Raw genomic sequence first — 20,790 nt, 5'->3', positions numbered from 1 at the left:
TCCACATTGGAAGGTGAAACCAGCATGCACCGTCCAATGTGGAATGTCAACCCATGTGTGGCGGCGTATGCGGGAGGCGGTGCGGAATCGGCCGCGTGGCCGCTGACCTGTGGTTACGCCGACCAGATTGCCCGTGTCGGCGGAGGTGGCGGTTCGCTCCAGCGACGGCTCGAACTGCCCTGGATCCGCAGGGGTTTCCGGGGCATGTTCGATGCGTCCGGCTCGTCCGATGTCGGGCCGGTGGGTGTCAGCTACCGCCTATGACCTGCGGTGACGCCGGTCAGGCGACTCGTCCCGCCGCCCCCGCAATTCGCGCTGCTGCGGTTCGCCGGGGTGTGCGCCGGATAGCACGTGCCGGTGCGCGCCGGAACTTTCGTCCCGGGTCCGGCCGGTGCGTTCGCGGTAGTCCATTTGTTCCCGGTATCGGGCGGCTGGTGGTTCATTCCAGTGATCACTCGAGGGCTCGGACGGCCGGGGATCCGCTGGGGTTCTGCGGTGGGCGTGTGGTGTGCCTGGTTCGTACGGTGGCTGATCGTGGTGCGGGGTCGGTGGCGCGCCCCGGCGTGCAGTTGATGGATCGATCCGGTGATCGGGCGATGGTTCGTAGCGGGGTGCGCCCGATAGTCGAGCGGGGCGTGCTGGTGGTGCGTCCCACTGATCGCTTGGCGGTGCGTTCCATTGATCACTCGGTGGTGAGTCGCGATGGTCGCTTTGTGGGCTGTCCCAACGGTCCCTCGGTTGTCTATCGGCAGGCCTGTCCGACTGTGCCTCCCGCCGATCGCTCGTTCTTCGGCGCGTGTTCGACGGCTGCTCGCGGCGACGGGTCGGCGGTTCGTCGTGGCGTTCGGCTGAGTTCGGAGGATCTTGGGAGCGTTGGGAGTTCGAGGCCCGGCGTCGGGTGCGGGCTGGAGCGCTTTGGTCGGGGGATGGGTCGCGGCGGCTTGATCGGCCGGGTCGAGGCGCGTCTGCGGGGTCGGGTGCGTTGCGACGCTTGCTCGACAGCTTGTGCTCCCCAGTGGATTCGCGGGACGAATCTCGTCGAGGGGCTTCGGAAGTAACCACCGGTAGCTCGCGGGTGATGCGGTGGGAGGTGTCGCCACGTTCGCGAAAGGCGGCGGGGATGCCCTGGTTGTGCAGCCAGGCGCCGGGGTCGTAGCGGTCTTGGCGGTCCAGGTCGGGAACCGCGTGTTCCAGGAGGTCGAGCAGGTCGCCCCTGCCGCCACCGAGGGCGGTGCGGATGGCGGGGAAGGTCGTGGCGCGGAAGGCCCAATCCCATTCATAGGCAGGGTAGGTGCCGCTGGTGTCGTGGCCGTGGAAGACGAGATCGCCGCCGCGGGTGATGCGGGCCCGCACCGTTATGCCGTCGGATTCGATGAGGAAGCCGCGGATGTCGGTGCGGGCGCGGGCGGCGGCGTGGTCGGCGGCCTTCACCTCGAACCAGGCCGTGGTCAAGCCGGTAAGCGCGAGTACGGCGGCGACGGCGACCTGCACCCAGACATCGGACAGATCGCTCTTCCGGCTGACCTCACACGCATACAGAAATACCAAGCTGCCCGCGACCAGCGTCGCGATGCGTGAGAGCCGCAGTGTTGTTGCATGACGGGCTGGACCGAGCACATTGCTGGTCTTGTCCGATGACATGCTCTGCACTCCCGAACTAACGGTCCGCTGGCCAATCAGAGTGGATCGTATGCGCCCCGGCAGTCCGGCGATACCGCAAGGACAAACCGGTCAGTCCCGTCGAGTCGGAGCGCCCGTCCGGGGTGCGAACACGGACAAGGGATGCGAAACTGACGCGCGGCCAGCAAATGTGGAGCACACCGAAATGCGGGACAACGAGCGCGGAGTCGATAACCTACGGGGGCGGTGGCCGCCCGCTTACGGGGTAACCGATGCTCGACGGATACCATGGCTGGTCGCCTCAGACCACCGCGCAGGGAAGGGTCGTCGAATTTGCACCTGAAGAGTCTGACGTTGAAGGGTTTCAAGTCCTTCGCGTCCGCGACGACCTTGCGTTTCGAGCCGGGCATCACCTGTGTGGTCGGCCCGAACGGCTCGGGTAAGTCGAATGTCGTCGATGCGCTCACCTGGGTGATGGGCGAACAGGGTGCGAAAGCGCTGCGCGGCGGCAAGATGCAGGACGTCATCTTCGCCGGTACCACCGGACGCGCGGCGCTCGGTCGCGCCGAGGTCACGCTGACCATCGACAACTCCGACGGTGCGCTGCCGATCGACTACGCCGAGGTCTCCATCACCCGGCGCATGTTCCGCGACGGCGCGGGCGAATACGAGATCAACGGCAGCTCCTGCCGCTTGATGGATGTGCAGGAACTGCTCAGCGACTCCGGCATCGGCCGGGAAATGCACGTCATCGTCGGACAGGGTCAACTCTCGGCCATCCTGGAATCGCGTCCCGAGGACCGCCGCGCCTTCGTCGAAGAGGCCGCCGGTGTGCTCAAGCACCGCAAGCGCAAGGAGAAGGCGGTCCGCAAACTGGAGGCGATGCAGGCCAACCTCGCCCGCCTCACCGACCTCACCACCGAACTTCGCCGCCAGCTCAAACCGCTCGGCAGGCAGGCCGAGGTGGCTCGCCGCGCCCAGACCGTCCAGGCCGACCTGCGTGACGCGCGCCTGCGTCTGGCCGCCGATGACCTGGTCACCCGGCGCAATGAGCTGGAGAGCCAGCAGAGCAAAGAGGCGTACGCGCGCGAACAGCAGATCACGGTGCAGACCGAACTCGACGCCGCGAATGCCGCACTGGCACAGCAGGAATTCCAGCTGTCCCGGCTGACCCCCAGCGCCGAAGCCGCCGCGCAGATCTGGTTCCAGCTGTCCGCGCTGGCCGAGCGCGTCAATGCCACCATCCGAATCGCGGGCGACCGAGCCCGCAACCTGCACACCGAAATGCCCGTCGGCAGCGGCCGCGATCCGGAGCAACTCGAGGCCGAGGCCGAACGCGTGGAGGCCGAGGAGGCCGAACTGCGCGAGGCAGTCGAGATTGCGGCCGAAACCCTGGAGGCCGCGCGCGAGGCGCTCGCCGAACGCGAGCAGGCAGCGAAGGCCGCCGAGCAGGCACATCTGGCCGCGGTGCGCGCCATCGCGGACCGTCGTGAAGGACTGGCCCGGCTGTCCGGTCAGGTCGACACCCTGCGCACCCGATCGCAGTCGGTGGATGCGGAGATCACCCGGCTCACGGTCGCGATCGGCGAGGCCCGCCTGCGTGGCGAGGCGGCCCAGGCCGAATTCGATACGGTCCAGGGCGAACTCGGTGAACTCGAGGCCGGTGAGACCGGTCTGGACGCCCAGCACGAGCATGCGGTGCAGGCCCTCGCACTGGCCGATCAGCGCGTCACGGAACTGCGGGAACAGGATCGCGACGCCAGTAAGCGAGTGGCCTCGCTGAGCGCCCGCATCGAAGCATTGGGTATGGGTTTGGCGCGCAGGGACGGCGCGGCCTGGCTGGTCGAGAATCGCGCACAGGGCCTACTCGGTCCGCTCTCCGGGCTGATTCGGGTGCACGGTGGTTTCGAGGCCGCGGTCGCCGCGACCCTCGGACCGCTCGCCGATGCCGTCGCCGCCGATACCGGAGATTCCGCACACGCCGCGGTGCGGGCGTTGAAGGAGGCCGACGGCGGTCGGGCCGCGCTGGTCTTCGATGCCGTTGCCGCGCCGCCTACGTCCGACGGTGTGCTGCCCGGCGGGGCGCGCTGGCTGGTCGACGTGGTCGACGGACCGGCCAACGTGCGCGGCGCCGTTGCCGCGCTGACCGCAGGTGTCGCCGTGGTCGACGATCTCGCCGCCGCCACCGAGCTGGTCCGGGCCCGGCCGGAACTGCGCGTGGTCACCCGCGACGGCGATCTCACCGGAACCGGTTGGGTGCTCGGCGGATCCGATCGTGCACCGAGTCAGCTGGAGATCCAGGCCGATATCGATACCGCCAAGGTCGATCTGGTCGCCGCGCAACGCCGCGCCGAAGAGCTGGAGGCGGCCCTGTCCGGTGCACTTGCCGAACAAGCCGACCGCAAGGATGCCGTCGACCAGGCACTGCTCGCACTGCACGAATCCGATCAGGCCATGGTCGTGATCTACGACCGCCTGGGCAGGCTCGGCGAGGTGGCGCGCACCGCTCAATCCGATATCGACCGGCTCACCGGCCAGCGCGCGGAAACCGAGTCGGGTCGGGAAGAGGCGCTGGCGGCGCTGGCCGATCTCGAAGAGCGGCTGCGCCGCACCGAGCTCGAATCCGAGGTCGACGACGACGGCATGGGTGCGGCGGGCACCGAATCCGCCGGCCGCGATCGTGAGGAGGCCGCCGCCGCGCTGGCCGAGGCGCGCTCCTTGGAAGTCGAGGCCCGCCTGACCGTGCGCACCTCTGAGGAACGCGCGGAATCGGTTCGCGGCAAAGCGGATTCGCTGCGTCGGGCCGCACGCGCGGAACGGGAGACCAGGGCCCGCGCCGAACGCGCACAGGCCGCGCGCAGGCAGGCCGCCGAAGTCGCTGCCGCCGTTGCCGAATCCGGTGCCAAGGTCGCCGCCGAACTGGAATCCGTGGTGGCGCAAGCGGGTGCGCGCCGTGACGAACTCGTGCGCCGCCGCACCGAATGCGCCACCCAGGTAGAGCAGATCAAGGAGCGGGCCCGCGCGCTGACCACCCAGCTGGCCCAACTCACCGACGCCGTGCACCGCGACGAGGTCGCCAAAGCCCAAGCGGCACTGCGCATCGAGCAGATCGAGGCGACCATCGCCGAACAGTTCGGCATCGCACTGGCCGATCTGATCGCCGAATACGGTCCGGATGTGCCGATGCCACCATCGGATCTGGAGTGGCAGGAGTACGAACAGGCCAAGGAGCGCGGCGAGCAGGTCATCGCGCCCGCGCCGATGCCGTTCGACCGCAAGTCCCAGGAGCGCCGCGCCAAGCGCGCCGAGAAGGACCTCGCCACCCTCGGCAAGGTGAATCCGCTTGCGCTGGAAGAGTTCGCGGCGCTCGAGGAGCGCTACAACTTCCTCGCCACTCAGCTCGAGGATGTCAAGAGCGCCCGCAAGGATCTGCTGGAAGTGGTCGCTGAGGTGGACGCGCGCATCCTGCAGGTCTTCACCGAGGCCTACGAGGACGTCGAGCGCGAATTCGTCGGCGTTTTCGCGAAACTGTTTCCGGGCGGCGAGGGCAGGCTGGTGCTCACCGATCCGTCGGACATGCTGACCACCGGTATCGAGGTGGAAGCCCGCCCGCCCGGCAAGAAGGTCAAGCGATTGTCACTGCTGTCCGGTGGCGAGAAATCGCTGACCGCGGTTGCCCTGCTGGTGGCCATCTTCCGCGCCCGCCCCTCGCCGTTCTATGTGATGGACGAGGTCGAGGCCGCGCTGGACGACACCAACCTGCGCCGCCTCATCGGCCTGTTCGAGCAGCTGCGCGAGAAGAGTCAGCTGATCGTCATCACCCACCAGAAGCCGACCATGGAGATCGCCGACGCGCTCTACGGCGTCAGCATGCGCGGCGACGGCATCACCCAGGTGATCAGTCAGCGGCTGCGCGGAGAGACCCTGACCCCGGTGGGCGCGGCCTGAACCTGAGGCCCCTTCAGAATTCCCTTGTGATCGTGGCCTTTTCGATTCCGCGTTGTTGCCCGGCGCGTACGCCCGCCGAGTACGTTGCGAAATATGGGTGGGAGGGTAGCGCTGGTAGTCGGCTCGGAGTGCGCAGCGCTGCCCAGATTGGGTTTCACCGACGACCTCGCCACCGGCCTCTACACCGAACTGCGCGAACTCGGTGGCTGGCAACCGGCCACCGGCACCGATGGCCCGCTGCTCGATCCGACGATCGACGAATTGGTCTGCGCCGTAGACGAAGCCTTCGACACCGCGTCGAATCGGCAAGCGACACTGCTGATCAGCTTCGTCGGCCACGGCATCACCACCGCCGCGGAGAACTTCTACCTGCTCGCCCATGACTCACCGCAGTTGCCCAAGCTGCGCAACGCCTTTCACCTGACGCAGGAAATCCAGGAGCGACTGAACAGTGCCGCGACGCTGGACGGATTGATCGTATTGATCGACGCCTGCGAGACGGGGGAGGGTGTGCGCGGTGCCGCCCGGCGCTGGCCGGAGGCCTCCGGCCCGAACGGACGCGTCGAACTGCTGGTCGCCACCGGCAACGGACCCGCCTACTTCGGCTGTTTCACCAGGACGATCATCACCACCTTCGGCAAAGGGGTACCGCACGGCGGCGAAAGTCTGCTGCCCTCGGATCTGGTGCAGCCGCTGCGCCATTGTCCCGCGCTGGAGCCGCAGTCGTTCTCCTACACCTCCGGAATCCGCACAGCCAGTAGCGATCCCGGGCTCTGGCTGGTACCCAATGCCGCCCGCCGTGAGGACGCGGTCAGCGGCACCGCCGCGGCCGGTTTCATCGACCAGTTGATCAACGGTCTGGTCATCTCGGAGCCGTTGCGGGAGCGGCTGACCCAGGTGGTCGACGCGGGCGAGGCACGGCTGCGCGGTGTGCTCGGTCCGGCGGGCTGCGGCAAGTCGACCCTGCTCGCCACGCTGATTCGCCCGGGCTGGGTGGATACGCTGCCGATCAAGGCCGAATACGTCACGGCCGCGATATTTCTCGATGTCACCAGCTCCATGGAATCGTTCACCGCCGAGCTGGCACAGCAGTTGGGCAGCAGGCTCGACGGTTTCAAGGCCGCGACGCGCATGGTCGAATTCGATCTGGCCGAGCAGGACAGTCGTGGGCTCGATCTGTTCGAGATCAGGATTCTGCAGCCGCTGGCGCGGCTGCGCAACTCGAAGTCGGTGCACATTCTGGTCGACGGACTCGATCAGCCCAAGCGCGGCAGCCGTGCGCTGCTGTCGTATGCGGTCGCCGAGCTGACCCGTCGCCCGCAGCTCGCGCACGTCCATCTGATCGTCGGGATCCGTGAGGGCACCGGCATCGAGAATTCGCCGCGACTCGCCCATATGTGTCGCATCGAACTGCCCGCGCCGACGACTCCGGATATCGCCAATACCGTCGCGGCGGCACGCGGCCATACCGCGCATACGAATTGGCGCGAGTGGATCGACAGTCTGCTGCACCAGACGCCGACGGGCGGTTGGCTGTTGGCGCGCCTGCTGATGGAAATCCGTTCCGATATAACCTCTTCCGATCTGGAACGGGGAATCGGCATCGATACACTCGTGTCGCGACGGGTCCGCGACATCGTCGACAACGCGGATTCCGCCACGGGCGCAGCTGTATACGCATTGCTCGGCATTCTGGTTGCCGCCGGTGCCGGGCCGGTGCTGCCGCTGGAGTTGCTGGAACGCGGTATGGAATTCCTCGGTATCGAGTTGAGCACCAACCGGGTTCGCGATCTGATTGTCCGATTGGGGGTTTTGGTCAGCCGCGGCAGACCGGGCACCGAAGGAGAGACGCTGGGATTGGCGCACAACGCCTTTCGGCGCTCCCTGATGGTCGCTGGGCAGCCGGAGTGGCGGCGCGACGCGCACCGGGCGCTGGCCGATGCGATCGAGTTGGATGCGGGCTCGTCGACACCCGCACCGCAGATCACCGATTACGCGCGGCGATCGGCGGTGCGCCACTATCTCGGCTACCGCGATTCGGCTGCCGCGATGGCTTTCCTGGAACGGTTGACCACCCCGAGAGCAGCGGATAATCGCGATCTGTGGGCCGCCTGGATACCGTCGTTCGAATCCGCGGCCGGCCCCGATCACTCCGACACCCTCACCGCCCGCAATAATCTCGCCTTCTGGCGCGGGGAAAGCGGCGATCTGGCCACTGCCATCACCGAACACGAGGAGCTGCTCGCCGAACGGATACGCGCGCTCGGTGCGGACGATCCGGGCACCCTCACCATTCGAACCAATCTCGCCCGCTGGCATGGCGAGAGCGGTGATTTCCCCACCGCCGTAGCCGAATTCGCGCAGTTGGTCGCCGACCGGACCCGTCTGCTGGGCGTCGACGACCCGGCGACGCTGCGCACCCGGGGTGACCTCGCGCATTTTCGTGCCGAACAGGGGGAAACCGCCCAGGCCATCACGGATTTCCAGCAGCTGCACGCCGACCGGCTGCGTGTTCTCGGACCGGATCATCCCGACACTCTCACCGCCCGTTATGAACTCGCTTACTGGCGCGGTGAGAGTGGCGACCTGGATGCCGCCATCATCGAGCTGCACCAACTACTCGTCGATCAGCAACGCATCTCCGGCACGGCCGATCCGGCCTTCTTCAAGACCCGCCACCACCTGACCCAATTGCACGCCGAGAGCGGCGATCACGTGCGCGCCATCGCCGAATTCCAGCAACTGCTCGCCGAACAGGAACGGGTGCTCGGACCCGATCATCCGCATACCCTGATCACTCGCAACGATATTGCGCGCTGGCGCGGTGTGAGCGGCGATCACGTGCGCGCCATCGCCGAATTCCAGCAGCTGCTGACCGATCGGACCCGCATTCTCGGTCCGGATCATCCGCATACGCTGCGCACTCGCAACAGCATTGCCTATTGGCGCGGCGAAAGCGGCGAACACCGCAGGGCCATCGGCGAATTCCGGCAACTGATCGAGGACGAGCGCCGAATCCTCGGCCTGGATCATCCGCTCACCCTGAAGTCACGCCACAACCTCGCCCACCTGTATGGCGAAATCGGTCACTACCCCACCGCCGTCGCCGAATTCGAGCAGGTGCTTCCGGCCAGGATCCGGGTCCTCGGGGCCGATAACCCGCATACCCTGCGTACACGCCACGAACTCGCCTTCTGGCGCGGGGAGAGCGGTAATCCGGCCACCGCGGTGCTGGAGTACCAGCAGCTGCTGGCCGACCGGCAGCGGGTATTACCGATCGATCATCCAGACACCTTGCGCACCCGCCACGCGGTCGCCTACTGGCGCGGGGAGAGCGGCGACCCGGCAGCGGCCGTCGCCGAGTACCGGCTGCTGCTGCGCGACCAACTGGCCATCCTCGGCCCGCGGCACCCGGAAACCCTCAGTACCCGGCACTGTCTCGCATTCTTCCTCGGCCAGAGCGGCCGGATCGGCGCGGCCGTCACCGAATACGAACAACTGCTCGACGATGAACGCAAGGTACTCGGCCCCCTGCATCCGGAAACCCTGCACACCTGGCACCGCCTGGCGCTCTGGCGCGGTGAGAGCGGCAATACCGCCGTAGCGCTCGCCGACCTCGAGGAGCTGCTACCGGTGCGGCTGCGCATCCTCGGTCCCGATCATCCCGATACGTTGCGCACCCGACACAATCTGGCGAAGTGGCGCGGTGAGGCGGGCCAATATGCCACCGCCATAGCCGAATACGCGGAACTGTTGGACGACCGGCGGCGCATTCTCGGCGCCGATCACCATGACACGCTGACGACCCTGCACAATCTCGCCTATTGGCGCGGTGAAAGCGGTGATCCGGCCGCGGCGGTCATCGAATTCGAGCATCTGCTCGTCGACCGGGAGCGCGTACTCGGACCGGATCACCCCGACACCCTGCGCACCCGCGCGAATCTCGCGCACTATCGGGCGGAGAGCGGCGATATCGCCACGGCCCTGCCGGAATTCGAGTATGTACTCGTGAATCGCATCCGGGTGCACGGCCCGGAACACCCCAACACCTTCCGCACCCGCCACGACCTGGCGTGTTGGCTTGGCGCGCAGGGTGATCCGGCCATCGCGGTCGAGCGTCTCGAGCTGCTGCTCACCGATCGCGTCCGAGTGCTCGGCGACGATCATCCGGATACGCTGCTGAACCGCAACGAATTGGCCCGCTGGCGTTGTGAATCCGGCGATCCGCAATCCGCTGTGCGCGATTTCGAGCAATTGCTCACCGACGAATATCGAATATTCGGCAGGTCCCATCCGCGCACGCTCAGCACCCGCTTCCACCTGGCGCACGCCCGCGCCTCGGCGGGCGATACCGATACCGCCGCAACCGAATACATAGAACTCTTAGCGGACCAGCTTCGTGTTCTGGGTCCCGATCACCCCGACACTCGTCGTACCCGAGCCGCCTGCCCCAATGGAAAACCCCAGTCCTAACCCTCGCGGTCTCCTCGGGACCCGCACTTCTCGTGCGCGCCCAGTGCGGATCCCGACGACGTCGGTCAGTGCGAGGGTGCGAGCCGGTCGCTGTCCTGCTGGGACTTGATCATGGCGGCACCGGTTGTGTTGAGCCAGGATTCGAGGGTGGTGAGGGCGGGGTAGAGTTCCCGGAGCGCCGGAATATCGGCGTGCCACCCCGGGGACTCGCGCAGCAGCCGCCAGGTGTTGCCGATCTGTTCGCCGAGGCCATCTGCTTCGGCCTCGGTGAGCTCGTGGTACCGCACCGGATATCCGGTGGCCCGGCTGATCGCCGCCAGGGCCGCGACAGGAGTTATTGCATCACCGGCCAATTCGAGGGTTCGGCCGTGGAAGCTATCCGGGTCGGCGAAGGCCAGTGCGGCGAAGGCAGCGATATCGTCGATCGCGATCATCTGCAGCGGCTGGTCCGCCGGGAACAGATGCTTGTGCACGCCGTCGATGATGCCGTCCACCGGACTGCCACGCAGGACGTAATTCTCCATGAAGCGCACCGGACGCAACAGGGTGTAGCGCAGACCGCTGGCCGCGGCGGCCTCCTCGATGCTGCTCTTTCCGGCCTGGCCCCAGGCTGCGTCATCGGTCATCGAAGCAACACCGGTGAAGACGATTTGTTCGACCCCCGCGCGCTTGGCTGCGTCGATCGTCGCGATGCCGCGGGTGGCCTCCAACTCGGCCTGCCAACCGTTCGGTCCGAATGCGGCTGGAGGCATGAGGAATACGCCGCGTGCTCCGGCGACGGCGGCGTCCAGGGTTGCGGGAGTGTCGAAGTCACCGGTTGCCAATTCCGCACCGGCGTCGGCCAATGCGCGGGCCGCGGGCGCCTGCGGATCGCGGACCAGTGCACGCACCGCGATACCGTCGGCCAGCAGTCGGCGCGCGGTCGCGCCGCCCTGCTTGCCGGTCGCGCCGGTGACCAGGATGGGGTTCTGCTGAAGGGACATGCTCGCCTTCTCTGCTCGATATAATCGGGTCGGATAACCCGCATTCCGACGATATGGGTGTGCTCACCCGCTTGGCCAGGTCCAGGAACGGAAGGCCGTAACGAAATGTCTGCTTCGCTGTCCACTCCGGCGCCATCCGTGGTCGCCGCGCGGGCCGATGCCCGCCGCAATCGCGCGCTGGTGCTGGCGGCCGCGCAACGCGCCTTCGCCGAACACGGCACCTCGGTCTCACTGGCCGAGGTGGCCCGCAGGGCCGGGGTGGGCGCGGGCACCGTCTATCGGCATTTCCCCACGAAAACCGATCTGCTGGAAGCAGTTATGCAGCAGCGCGTCGACCGACTCGCGACACTGGCCGCCGAATATCTCGACGCGCCGGATCCGGGCGGCGCGTTCTTCGCGGTCTGCAGCGAGGTGGTCTTCTCGGCCCCGGGCAGCCAGGCGCTGTGCGATGTCGTCCAGTCCGATGACGGTTGGCCGAAGGCACTGCTACGCGGCGCGGGCGACCGCTTTCATCAGGCGCTCGGCGCGCTGTTGACGGCGGCGCAGCGCCAAGGCACGGTCCGCTCTGATCTCGAAATCGCCGATGTGCTGGACATTTTCACCGGATGCGTCGCGGTTCAACGACGTCAGCGCCCCGGTGGACCGCTGATTCGGGCTGTCGTGATCATGCTCGATGCCATGCGTGCGAATCCCGGAATCCGCGCCGTAACGAAACCCGATGCCGAGGCCAAGTCCGGTAACGAAACTGGCCCTCGTAACGAAACCTGTCCGATCTGCGGCACCGAGATCCACCCCACCGGCACCGGTCGCCCGGCCCGATACTGCTCGGCGGCCTGCCGTCAGAAGGCACACCGCCAACGAACCACCCGCGCGGCGCGGGCTGAGGCGGCCGCGCTGCGATGACACGACAGAATGTTCGGATTCCGCCAGGCGACCGTCTGCCCGGAACGCTCTGGGCATCGACGGTCGGCAATCGGCGGGGGAGCTAGAGCAGGTCGCTCACGTCGTCCGGCACGTCGACGGCGTATTTGCGCAAGATGTCCATCGAGATCACTTCCAGGGCGTTTTCATGGGTGGCCGCCAGCACCACGGGCGCGGCGACACCGTCCTCGTGGGCGTGCAACCAGCGCACGGCCACCACACACCACCGGTCTCCCGGCTGTAGGCCCGGGAAGTTGTTCTCCGGGCGCGGCGTACTCAGATCGTTGCCGATGGACGCCTGGTGTTCGAGAAATTCGGCCGTGACGACGGTGCACACAGTATGGCTGCCCAGATCCTCCGGCCCGGTACTGCAGCAGCCATCCCGGTAGAAGCCGGTGAGAGGATCGGCGCCGCACTCTTCCAGCGGCCCCCCAAGCACGTTTCGATCGGTCACGTCGCCGATACTATTGTCCCGTCGCGAGAAGTTCCGCAGGACAAGAAATCTCGGGGGTTGTGTGTCGGGTCCAGGACGCTGTGGTAAGGCGAAGGACCTGGTTCTGCAAGGATGGTCGGCGTGAGCTCCGAAGCCTGGATCCTGATTGCCGCTGTCGCCGCCCTGCTGGTGGTGGCGTTTGTCGCCGGATTCGTCCTGTACAAGCGCCGTCGCGTCACACTGACGCCACCCGCCGCCGAGAAAGAACTGACCGACCGGTCCGGCGGATACGCGGCCTCCGGTGGCTTCAACTTCAGCCAGGGCGGCACGGCCACCGCGACACGCCCGGAGCCCGCTCCAATCGAGCGAACCGATACCGAGGGACAACCCCACGTCGGCGACGACGCGGCGATTCCGCGTGACGCGCCGAAGCGCGGCATCACCAATGTGCCGCTGCCCGAGGGTGATGTCGATACCGCGGAATCCGCACCGGTCGAAACCGATGGCGCGGGCACCACGGCCGAATCCGCCACGGCCACGGTCGATTCGGATACTGCGGTCGAATCGGACGAGGTAACCACCGAACCCGGAACGGCCCCGCTCACCAGCGCCGATGCCATCGCGCCCTCGGACACCGCGCCTGCGGACCCCACTACCGCTGCGGACCCCGGAACCGCCGCACCGACAGACCCCGCCGCGTCCACCGACACCGCCGCCACTGACACCGCCGCGCCGACGGACTCCGCCGCACCGACGGGCACCAAACCAGCCCCGCCCACGAGCGCCGCCCCGCCCGCAGCCGAGGCACCAGCGCCGACCCCGGACAAGAACTCCGTAGAAACCGCGCCCGAACCCACCGCCGCCGACGCGGCCACCACCCCCGCCCTCGAGGAAATCGAGCCGACCGCCGGCCGCCTGGTCCGCCTGCGCGGCCGCCTGTCCCGCTCGCAGAACGCTGTCGGCAAGAGCCTGCTCGGCCTGCTCGGCGGCGGCGACCTCGACGACGATTCCTGGGAAGAGGTAGAGGACACCCTGGTCCTGGCCGATCTCGGCACCGCGAGCACCGCCGCGGTGGTGGATCGCCTGCGCGAGGAGATGGCCACGCGTAGTGTCCGCAATACCGAACAGGCTCGCGTCGTGCTGCGCGAGGTACTGGTCGAGGCGCTACGTCCCGAACTCGACCGCTCGGTGCGCGCGCTACCGCACGACGATCACCCGTCGATCCTGCTGGTCGTCGGCGTAAACGGCACCGGAAAGACCACCACGACCGGCAAACTCGCCCGCGTACTGGTCGCCGACGGCCGCCGGGTCCTGCTCGGCGCCGCAGACACCTTCCGCGCCGCCGCCGCCGATCAGCTGCAGACCTGGGGTGAGCGGGTCGGTGCCGATACCATCCGAGGCAAGGAGGGCGCGGATCCCGCCGCTGTCGCCTTCGACGCCGTCAGCGCGGGCATCGAGGACGGCGTCGATGTCGTCATGATCGATACCGCGGGCCGACTGCACACCAAGACCGGTCTGATGGACGAGCTCGGCAAGGTCAAGCGCGTCGTGGAGAAGAAGGCCGCGGTCGACGAGGTCCTGCTCGTCCTGGACGCGACCGTCGGACAGAACGGCCTCATGCAGGCGCGCGTCTTCGCGGATGTGGTCGATATCACTGGCGTCGTGCTCACCAAACTGGATGGAACCGCCAAGGGCGGCATTGTCTTCCAGGTGCAGCACGAACTCGGCGTTCCGGTGAAACTCGTCGGCCTCGGTGAGGGCGCCGACGACCTGGCTCCCTTCGAGCCCGGAGCCTTCGTGGACGCGTTGCTCGGCTAGTTCCACGGCCGCCGAATCCTTCTCCTCGGAAACAGCTGTCGGTTTGCTCCGACACATATCGCACACCCGCGATGAAACGTCTGTGTACGCCAGGAAACGTGGTAGCAACACAACTGCACCACGCGTTCACTTAGGCGAAACACGGCATCATCACGGATGAAACACCGAATGAGGACCCTTCTGTGCAGGTCCAATTGCCGGAGTCGGCTGGGCCCGAGATGAGGAGGACATTAAGGTGGCTTTTCCCCTTACCGGTGCACCGGACACCGGTGACACCGCCTGGATGCTGGCCAGTTCAGCGCTCGTGTTGTTGATGACGCCTGGCCTGGCGTTTTTCTACGGCGGCATGGTCCGCTCCAAGAACGTGCTCAACATGATCATGATGAGTATCAGCGCCATGGGTCTGGTCGGCGTGCTGTGGTCGCTATACGGATACTCGGAGGCGTTCGGCGACAACAAGTTCGGCGTGATCGGTGATCCGGCGCAGTTCTTTGGTCTCAAGGGTCTGATCGGCGGCAATTCGGTTGCCGAGGTCAAGGACGCCGCGGGCACCATCACCACCGAGGCCGTGAACATTCCGCTCGCGGGCACCATCCCCGCGACCGTATTCGTCGCGTTCCAGTTGATGTTCGCGATCATCACGGTTGCCCTCATCTCGGGTGCGGTCGCCGACCGCCTGAAGTTCGGCTCCTGGCTGCTGTTCGCCGGTATCTGGGCGACGGTCGTCTACTTCCCGGTCGCGCACTGGGTCTTCGACTTCGACGTCAAGGACGCCGACGGCAATGTCGTGCACGAAGGCGGCTGGATCGCGAACAAACTGCTCGCGGTCGACTTCGCCGGTGGTACCGCGGTCCATATCAATGCCGGTGCGGCGGGCCTGGCCTTGGTGCTGGTGCTCGGTAAGCGCAAGGGTTGGCCGAGCACTCCGTTCCGTCCGCACAACCTGCCGTTCGTGATGCTCGGCGCCGGTCTGCTGTGGTTCGGCTGGTTCGGGTTCAACGCCGGTTCTGCGGTCACCTCCGGTGGTCTGGCCGGTTCGACCTTCATCACCACGACCCTCGCGACCTGCGCCGCGATGCTGGCCTGGCTGCTGGTGGAGAAGTTCCGCGACGGCAAGCCCACCTCGCTGGGTGCGGCTTCGGGTGTGGTGGCCGGTCTGGTCGCGATCACCCCGTCTTGTTCCTCGGTCAACGTGCTCGGCGCTCTGGCGATCGGTTTTGTCGCCGGTGCGGTCTGCGCGCTGGCGGTCGGCCTGAAGTTCAAGTTCGGCTTCGACGACTCGCTCGACGTTGTCGGCGTGCACCTCGTCGGCGGCATCATCGGCACCCTGATGGTCGGCTTCGTTGCCGCGCCGGAGGCGGGTGCGGGCAAGACCGGCCTGTTCTACGGTGGCGGGTTCGACCAGCTGTGGCGTCAGGCCGTCGGCGCCGGTGCGGTACTTGCGTTCTCCTTTATCGCGACCCTGATCATTGCCTATATCGTGAAGTTCACCATTGGGCTGCGCGCCAGCGAGGAAGCCGAGTCGGTGGGCATGGACGAGTCCGAGCACGCTGAAACGGCATACGATTTCGCTGCTGTGGGTGGCACGGCACGTACCGCCGTCAAGGAGGCATGACGACATGAAACTGATCACCGCAATCGTCAAACCGTTCACTCTCGAGGACGTCAAATCCGGGCTCGAGCAGGCTGGTGTGCTGGGCATGACCGTCAGCGAGGTGCAGGGCTACGGCCGCCAGAAGGGGCACACGGAGGTCTACCGCGGCGCCGAGTACTCCGTGGATTTCGTTCCGAAGGTTCGGGTCGAGGTTGTCGTGGACGATGCAACGGTCGACAGGGTCGTCGAGGTGATCGTCGAGGCCTCCCGCACCGGCAAGATCGGTGACGGCAAGGTCTGGGTGACGCCGGTGGAATCGATCATCCGGGTGCGGACGGGCGAACGCGGTACCGACGCTCTGTAAACGGAAAATCGAAATCGAGCGGCGGCCCCGCTCCCACCGGATAGCCCGGTCGGGGCGGGGCCGTACGCATTTGGATGGACGGTGGTTTGTGGGTAGTCACGAGCGAGACGGCAGACAGGTAACCGAGAATGTCGGCTCGAACGTCTCCAATGGCGCGACCGACCTGGTCCGGGCACGTAATCAATTGCTCGAGGGCGGACTGCCCCGTAATCCGCGGCTGGACGCGGAATCGCTGCGTTCGGCGCTGGTCGATCTGTTCGAACTGTGGCTGACCACCAAGGGCACCGAACTCGGCATCGGCCGCGACAGCGGTCTCGCCGTGGTCGCCGTCGGCGGACTCGGGCGAAAGGAGATGCTGCCGTATTCCGATCTGGATCTGGTGTTGCTGCACGATGACGTCGATCCGGCGCGGGTGGCCGAGGTGGCCGATCAGCTCTGGTATCCGCTGTGGGACGCGCATATCAAGCTCGACCACAGCGTGCGTACCGTGCCGCAGGCATTGCGCGTGGCCTCCGACGATCTAATCGCGGCCCTCGGCATGCTCGAGGCCAGGCACATCGCTGGCGATATCGAGTTGAGCAATCTGCTGATCGGCGGGGTGCGCCGGGAATGGCGGACCGGAATCCGTTCGCGCTTCGACGAATTGCTCGAACAGGCCGAAACCAGGTGGCAGCGCAGCGGCGCGATCGCCCATCGCGCCGAACCCGATCTGAAGAACGGGCGCGGCGGACTGCGCGATATCCAACTGCTCGACGCGCTGGCCATCGCCCAGTTGACGGATGCGATGCCGGGTCTCGGGCCGGATGTGCCGGGCGGTGGGGTGAAGCACGCGCGTCGCCGTTTGCTGGATGTTCGCACGGAGCTGCATCGGGTGGCCGGCCGGGCGCGCGATCAACTGCGAGCCCAGGATGCCGACGAGATCGGCGCGGCCTTGCGCATCGGTGACCGCTTCGATCTCGCTCGCACGCTGAGCGATTCGGCGCGGACGGTGAGCTACTCCGTCGATGTCGGTCTGCGCACCGCCGCCAATGCGCTGCCCCGCCGTGGCCTCGCGCGACTGCGTCGCATGCCGGTTCGTCGACCACTCGATGAGGGCGTGGTCGAACACGCGGGGGAGGTCGTGTTGGCGCGGGATGCGCGGCCGCAGCGCGATCCCGGACTGATCCTGCGGGTGGCGGCGGCGTCGGCGCAGACCGGGCTGCCGATGTCCGCGACCACGCTCAATCGACTCTCCGAGGATGCGCCGGAGTTACGCGAACCCTGGCCCAAGGATGCGCTCAACGACCTGTTGATTCTCCTGGGCGCGGGTCGCGGTGCCATCGATGCGGTCGAGGCGCTGGACCGAACGGGCTTGTGGGGCAGGCTCCTTCCCGAATGGGGTGCGGTGCGCGACCTGCCGCCGCGCGATGCGCTGCACACCTGGACCGTGGACCGGCACCTGATGGAGACGGTGGCCTACGCGAGCGCGTTGAGCACCCGCGTCGCCCGTCCCGACCTGCTGATGCTCGGTGCGTTGCTGCACGATATCGGCAAGGGGCGCGTCGGTGACCACAGCATTGTCGGAGCCGAACTGGCCACCCATATCGGACGGCGTCTTGGCCTGTGGCCATCGGATGTGCGGACGCTCAGCGCGATCGTGCGCCACCATCTGTTATTGCCCGACACCGCGACTCGCCGCGATCTGGCCGATCCCGCCACCGTGCAATTCGTCGTCGATGCCCTCGGCGGCGACGTGCAACTGCTCGAACTGCTGCACACCCTGGCCGAGGCCGATTCGCTGGCCACCGGACCCGGCGTGTGGGGTGATTGGAAGGCCTCGCTGATCGGGGAACTCGTGCGGCGCTGCCGCCTGGTCATGGCGGGGGATCAGCTGCCGGAGCCGGAGCCGATCGCACCGGAACTGCTGGCCAAGGCCGCGGCGGGTGGCGTGCACGTCGATCTGCGGCCCGGCGAGGGCAAGTACACCTACACGGTCACCGTGATCGCACCGGATACGCCGGGACTGCTCTCGGATGCCGCCGGGGTGTTGGCCCTGCATTCGCTGCGGGTGCTCTCGGCGACCGTCGGCAGCGAAGGTAGCTCGGCCATCAATACTTTTGTGGTCTCCCCGAAGTTCGGCGATCCGCCGGACGGCGGACTGCTGCGGCAGGAGCTGATCCGGGCGACCGCGGGCGATCTGGATCTGTCCGCGCTGTTGGCGAAGCGGGAGCACGAGGCCACCGGCACTCGCCCGAGCCCGTACGCGCAGGCGCAGCCCCGGGTGATCTGGTCGGCGGCGGCGACCCCAGGCCAGGTGGTCCTCGAATTGCGTGCCGAGGACCGGATCGGCCTGCTCAGCCGTCTGGCCGCAGCGTTTGCCGAATGCGGCGCCGATGTGCGCTGGGCGAAGGTGGTGACCATGGGTTCCGCGGTGGTCGACGCCTTCAGTCTCGACCTCGGCGTGGACATCCCGGAGCGTCGTGAAACCGTCGAAAAGGCGGTTCTGGCCGTGGTCCCGCGGCCCGCTCCGAAGCCTCCGGAGGGAGTCGGACCACCCGGTACGAGCTCGACTCCCTGACCAGGGTGATTGACATTTGCGCATGATTTGCTGAAAGCGTATGCAGCGGGCCGGACGCACCCTACTATCAGAGCGTCTGGCTATCGCGAGCATGAGGGGAGCAGGTCGGTGGCAATTGAAGTCGTTTCGGCGTCGATGATGACGAGTGACGAGACCACGCATATGGCGCGCTGCGTCGGCGGTGATCGGTGGGTGGTCTCCTGGCTGCCCGGCCGGACACTGTCCGGTCAGCAGGCTGTGACCGCTATGACGATTGCCACCACCGTTGCTACCCGCGATATGCCGACAGGCGCGGACTGGGCCATGCTCGACGACCTGGCCCTCGAGCTCGGTCTCACCGGTCGGGAGGCGGTTTTCATGGTCGCTCTGGAGAACCACGACTACCGCAAAACCGCCAAGCCGCGCCGCCGCGGGTTGGAATAACGCCACGAAGCGAGCACCGCTTGCGCGAACAGGTGGGCAGTCCCATTACCCTGGGATACCAAGTGACGTCCCACGAGATCAGGAGCGCGATCGGTGTTCGAATCCCTGTCCGACCGGCTTACCGGTGCCCTCAAGGATCTTCGCGGTAAGGGGCGTCTGTCACCGGCCGACATCGACGCCACCTGTCGTGAGATCCGCCTCGCCCTGCTCGAAGCCGACGTCGCGCTGCCCGTGGTGCGCGGTTTCATCGCGAAGATCAAGGAGCGGGCCAAGGGCGCGGAGGTCTCCGCCGCCCTCAATCCGGCCCAGCAGGTCGTCAAGATTGTCAACGAGGAACTCGTCGGAATCCTCGGCGGTGAAACCCGCAGGCTGACCCTCGCCAAGAACCCGCCGACGGTGATCATGCTCGCCGGTCTGCAGGGTTCCGGTAAGACCACCCTGGCGGGCAAGCTCGCGAAATGGCTCAAGGGACAGGGACATCAGCCGCTGCTGGTGGCCTGCGACCTCCAGCGCCCCGGCGCGGTGACCCAGCTCCAGGTCGTCGGTGAGCGTGCGGGTGCGCCCGTCTTCGCACCACATCCCGGCACCTCCATCGGCGGCGGCCAGAATCCGCTGGGCATTTCGGCGGCCGATCCGGTCGCGGTAGCCGAGGCCGGTGTCGCGGAGGCGCGCAGCAAGCAATACGACGTGGTCATCGTCGACACCGCCGGTCGCCTCGGTATCGACGCCGAGCTGATGGCGCAGGCCGCTGGCATCCGCGATGCCGTGAAGCCCGACGAGACGCTGTTCGTACTCGACGCGATGATCGGTCAGGACGCCGTCAATACCGCGGAGTCCTTCCGCGACGGCGTCGGCTTCACCGGTGTCGTACTCACCAAGCTCGACGGTGACGCCCGCGGTGGTGCCGCGCTGTCGGTCCGCAATGTGACCGGTGCGCCGATCATGTTCGCCTCCACGGGTGAGAAGCTCGAGGACTTCGACGTCTTCCATCCGGACCGGATGGCCTCGCGCATCCTCGGCATGGGTGACGTGCTGAGCCTGATCGAGCAGGCCGAACAGGTTTACGACCAGCAGCAGGCCGAGGAAGCCGCCCGCAAGATCGGCAGCGGCGAGATGACGCTCGAGGACTTCCTCGATCAGATGCTCGCGATCCGCAAGATGGGCCCCATCGGCAACCTGCTCGGCATGCTGCCCGGTGCGGGCCAGATGAAGGATGTGCTGGCCCAGGTCGACGATAAGCAGCTCGACCGGGTGCAGGCGATCATCCGCGGTATGACCCCGGCCGAACGCGCGAACCCGAAGATCATCAACGCATCTCGCCGCCTGCGCATCGCCAACGGCTCCGGCGTGCAGGTCTCCGAGGTCAACCAGCTCGTCGACCGCTTCTTCGAGGCCAAGAAGATGATGGCCATGATGGGCCGCCAGATGGGCCTGCCCGGTTCGCGCCGCGGCAATGCGAAGAAGGGCAAGAAGGGGAAGAAGGGCGGCCGCGGACCGACACCGCCGAAGATGCGCGGTGGGTTGCCCGGCATGCCCGGCATGCCCGCCGGCATGCCGGATCTGTCCGGAATGCCCGCCGGGCTGGACCAGCTGCCGCCTGGACTCGAGGGTTTCGACTTGTCGAAGCTGAACTTCCCCAAGAAGTAGGCGGCTCCG

At 67.0% G+C, this 20,790-nt stretch carries 13 protein-coding genes; 10 read left to right on the top strand and 3 right to left on the bottom strand.

Going from position 1 to position 20,790, the window contains the following annotated elements; genetic code table 11:
- The first annotated feature begins 24 nt into the window (after positions 1–24).
- The gene (locus OIE68_RS21510) at positions 25–264 is read left to right on the top strand and encodes a hypothetical protein (RefSeq protein WP_327101146.1); all 240 of its coding nucleotides are present in this window, start codon (positions 25–27) and stop codon (positions 262–264) included.
- Here OIE68_RS21510 and OIE68_RS21505 read toward each other — a convergent pair.
- Positions 259–1,641: a hypothetical protein gene (locus tag OIE68_RS21505; protein WP_327101145.1), complete on the bottom strand. Its 1,383-nt coding sequence runs from the start codon at positions 1,639–1,641 to the stop codon at positions 259–261. The genes OIE68_RS21510 and OIE68_RS21505 overlap by 6 nt on opposite strands.
- A 312-nt stretch (positions 1,642–1,953) precedes the next feature.
- Between OIE68_RS21505 and smc the strand changes: the two genes are divergently transcribed.
- Both smc and OIE68_RS21495 read left to right on the top strand, forming a co-directional pair.
- Positions 1,954–5,568: a chromosome segregation protein SMC gene (gene smc, locus OIE68_RS21500; protein WP_327101144.1), complete on the top strand. Its 3,615-nt coding sequence runs from the start codon at positions 1,954–1,956 to the stop codon at positions 5,566–5,568.
- Positions 5,569–5,661: 93 nt separating this feature from the next.
- On the top strand, positions 5,662–10,041 hold the full coding sequence (locus tag OIE68_RS21495; RefSeq protein WP_327101143.1) for a tetratricopeptide repeat protein: 4,380 nt from the start codon (positions 5,662–5,664) through the stop codon (positions 10,039–10,041).
- 65 nt (positions 10,042–10,106) lie between these two features.
- On the opposite strand, the gene OIE68_RS21490 is transcribed toward OIE68_RS21495, so the two are convergent.
- Positions 10,107–11,024 carry an NmrA family NAD(P)-binding protein gene (locus tag OIE68_RS21490; protein ID WP_327101142.1) on the bottom strand — a complete coding sequence of 306 codons (918 nt, stop codon included), beginning with the start codon at positions 11,022–11,024 and terminating at the stop codon, positions 10,107–10,109.
- Positions 11,025–11,129: 105 nt separating this feature from the next.
- Here OIE68_RS21490 and OIE68_RS21485 point away from each other — a divergent pair, with 105 nt between their 5' ends.
- The gene (locus tag OIE68_RS21485) at positions 11,130–11,927 is read left to right on the top strand and encodes a TetR/AcrR family transcriptional regulator (RefSeq protein WP_327101141.1); all 798 of its coding nucleotides are present in this window, start codon (positions 11,130–11,132) and stop codon (positions 11,925–11,927) included.
- 82 nt (positions 11,928–12,009) lie between these two features.
- On the opposite strand, the gene OIE68_RS21480 is transcribed toward OIE68_RS21485, so the two are convergent.
- The gene (locus OIE68_RS21480) at positions 12,010–12,399 is read right to left on the bottom strand and encodes a DUF2237 family protein (protein WP_014987060.1); all 390 of its coding nucleotides are present in this window, start codon (positions 12,397–12,399) and stop codon (positions 12,010–12,012) included.
- 120 nt (positions 12,400–12,519) lie between these two features.
- On the opposite strand from OIE68_RS21480, the gene ftsY reads away from it, so the two are divergent.
- From ftsY to ffh, 6 genes are all read left to right on the top strand, one after another.
- Complete coding sequence (gene ftsY, locus OIE68_RS21475) at positions 12,520–14,196, top strand: signal recognition particle-docking protein FtsY (protein WP_327101140.1); 1,677 nt, start codon at positions 12,520–12,522, stop codon at positions 14,194–14,196.
- Between the two features lie 235 nt (positions 14,197–14,431).
- Positions 14,432–15,811, top strand: a complete 1,380-nt coding sequence (locus OIE68_RS21470; RefSeq protein ID WP_327101139.1) for an ammonium transporter — start codon at positions 14,432–14,434, stop codon at positions 15,809–15,811.
- Positions 15,812–15,815: 4 nt separating this feature from the next.
- Positions 15,816–16,154, top strand: coding sequence for a P-II family nitrogen regulator (locus OIE68_RS21465; protein WP_327101138.1), 339 nt, complete (start codon positions 15,816–15,818; stop codon positions 16,152–16,154).
- Positions 16,155–16,317: 163 nt separating this feature from the next.
- Complete coding sequence (locus OIE68_RS21460) at positions 16,318–18,711, top strand: [protein-PII] uridylyltransferase (RefSeq protein ID WP_419150781.1); 2,394 nt, start codon at positions 16,318–16,320, stop codon at positions 18,709–18,711.
- 108 nt (positions 18,712–18,819) lie between these two features.
- Complete coding sequence (locus OIE68_RS21455) at positions 18,820–19,134, top strand: hypothetical protein (protein WP_327101136.1); 315 nt, start codon at positions 18,820–18,822, stop codon at positions 19,132–19,134.
- A gap of 93 nt (positions 19,135–19,227) precedes the next feature.
- Positions 19,228–20,781: a signal recognition particle protein gene (gene ffh / locus OIE68_RS21450; protein ID WP_327101135.1), complete on the top strand. Its 1,554-nt coding sequence runs from the start codon at positions 19,228–19,230 to the stop codon at positions 20,779–20,781.
- Positions 20,782–20,790 lie beyond the last annotated feature (9 nt).

The organism is Nocardia vinacea (assembly GCF_035920345.1).
Lineage (GTDB): Bacteria > Actinomycetota > Actinomycetes > Mycobacteriales > Mycobacteriaceae > Nocardia > Nocardia vinacea_A.
This window is presented reverse-complemented; position numbering and strand designations above follow the sequence as displayed.

Coding starts and splice junctions, on each gene's coding strand:
- OIE68_RS21510 (WP_327101146.1), top strand. CDS start 25: ATGCACCGTCCAATGTGGAATGTCAACCCATGTGTGGCGGCGTATGCG.
- OIE68_RS21505 (WP_327101145.1), bottom strand. CDS start 1,641: ATGTCATCGGACAAGACCAGCAATGTGCTCGGTCCAGCCCGTCATGCA.
- OIE68_RS21495 (WP_327101143.1), top strand. CDS start 5,662: ATGGGTGGGAGGGTAGCGCTGGTAGTCGGCTCGGAGTGCGCAGCGCTG.
- OIE68_RS21490 (WP_327101142.1), bottom strand. CDS start 11,024: ATGTCCCTTCAGCAGAACCCCATCCTGGTCACCGGCGCGACCGGCAAG.
- OIE68_RS21485 (WP_327101141.1), top strand. CDS start 11,130: ATGTCTGCTTCGCTGTCCACTCCGGCGCCATCCGTGGTCGCCGCGCGG.
- OIE68_RS21465 (WP_327101138.1), top strand. CDS start 15,816: ATGAAACTGATCACCGCAATCGTCAAACCGTTCACTCTCGAGGACGTC.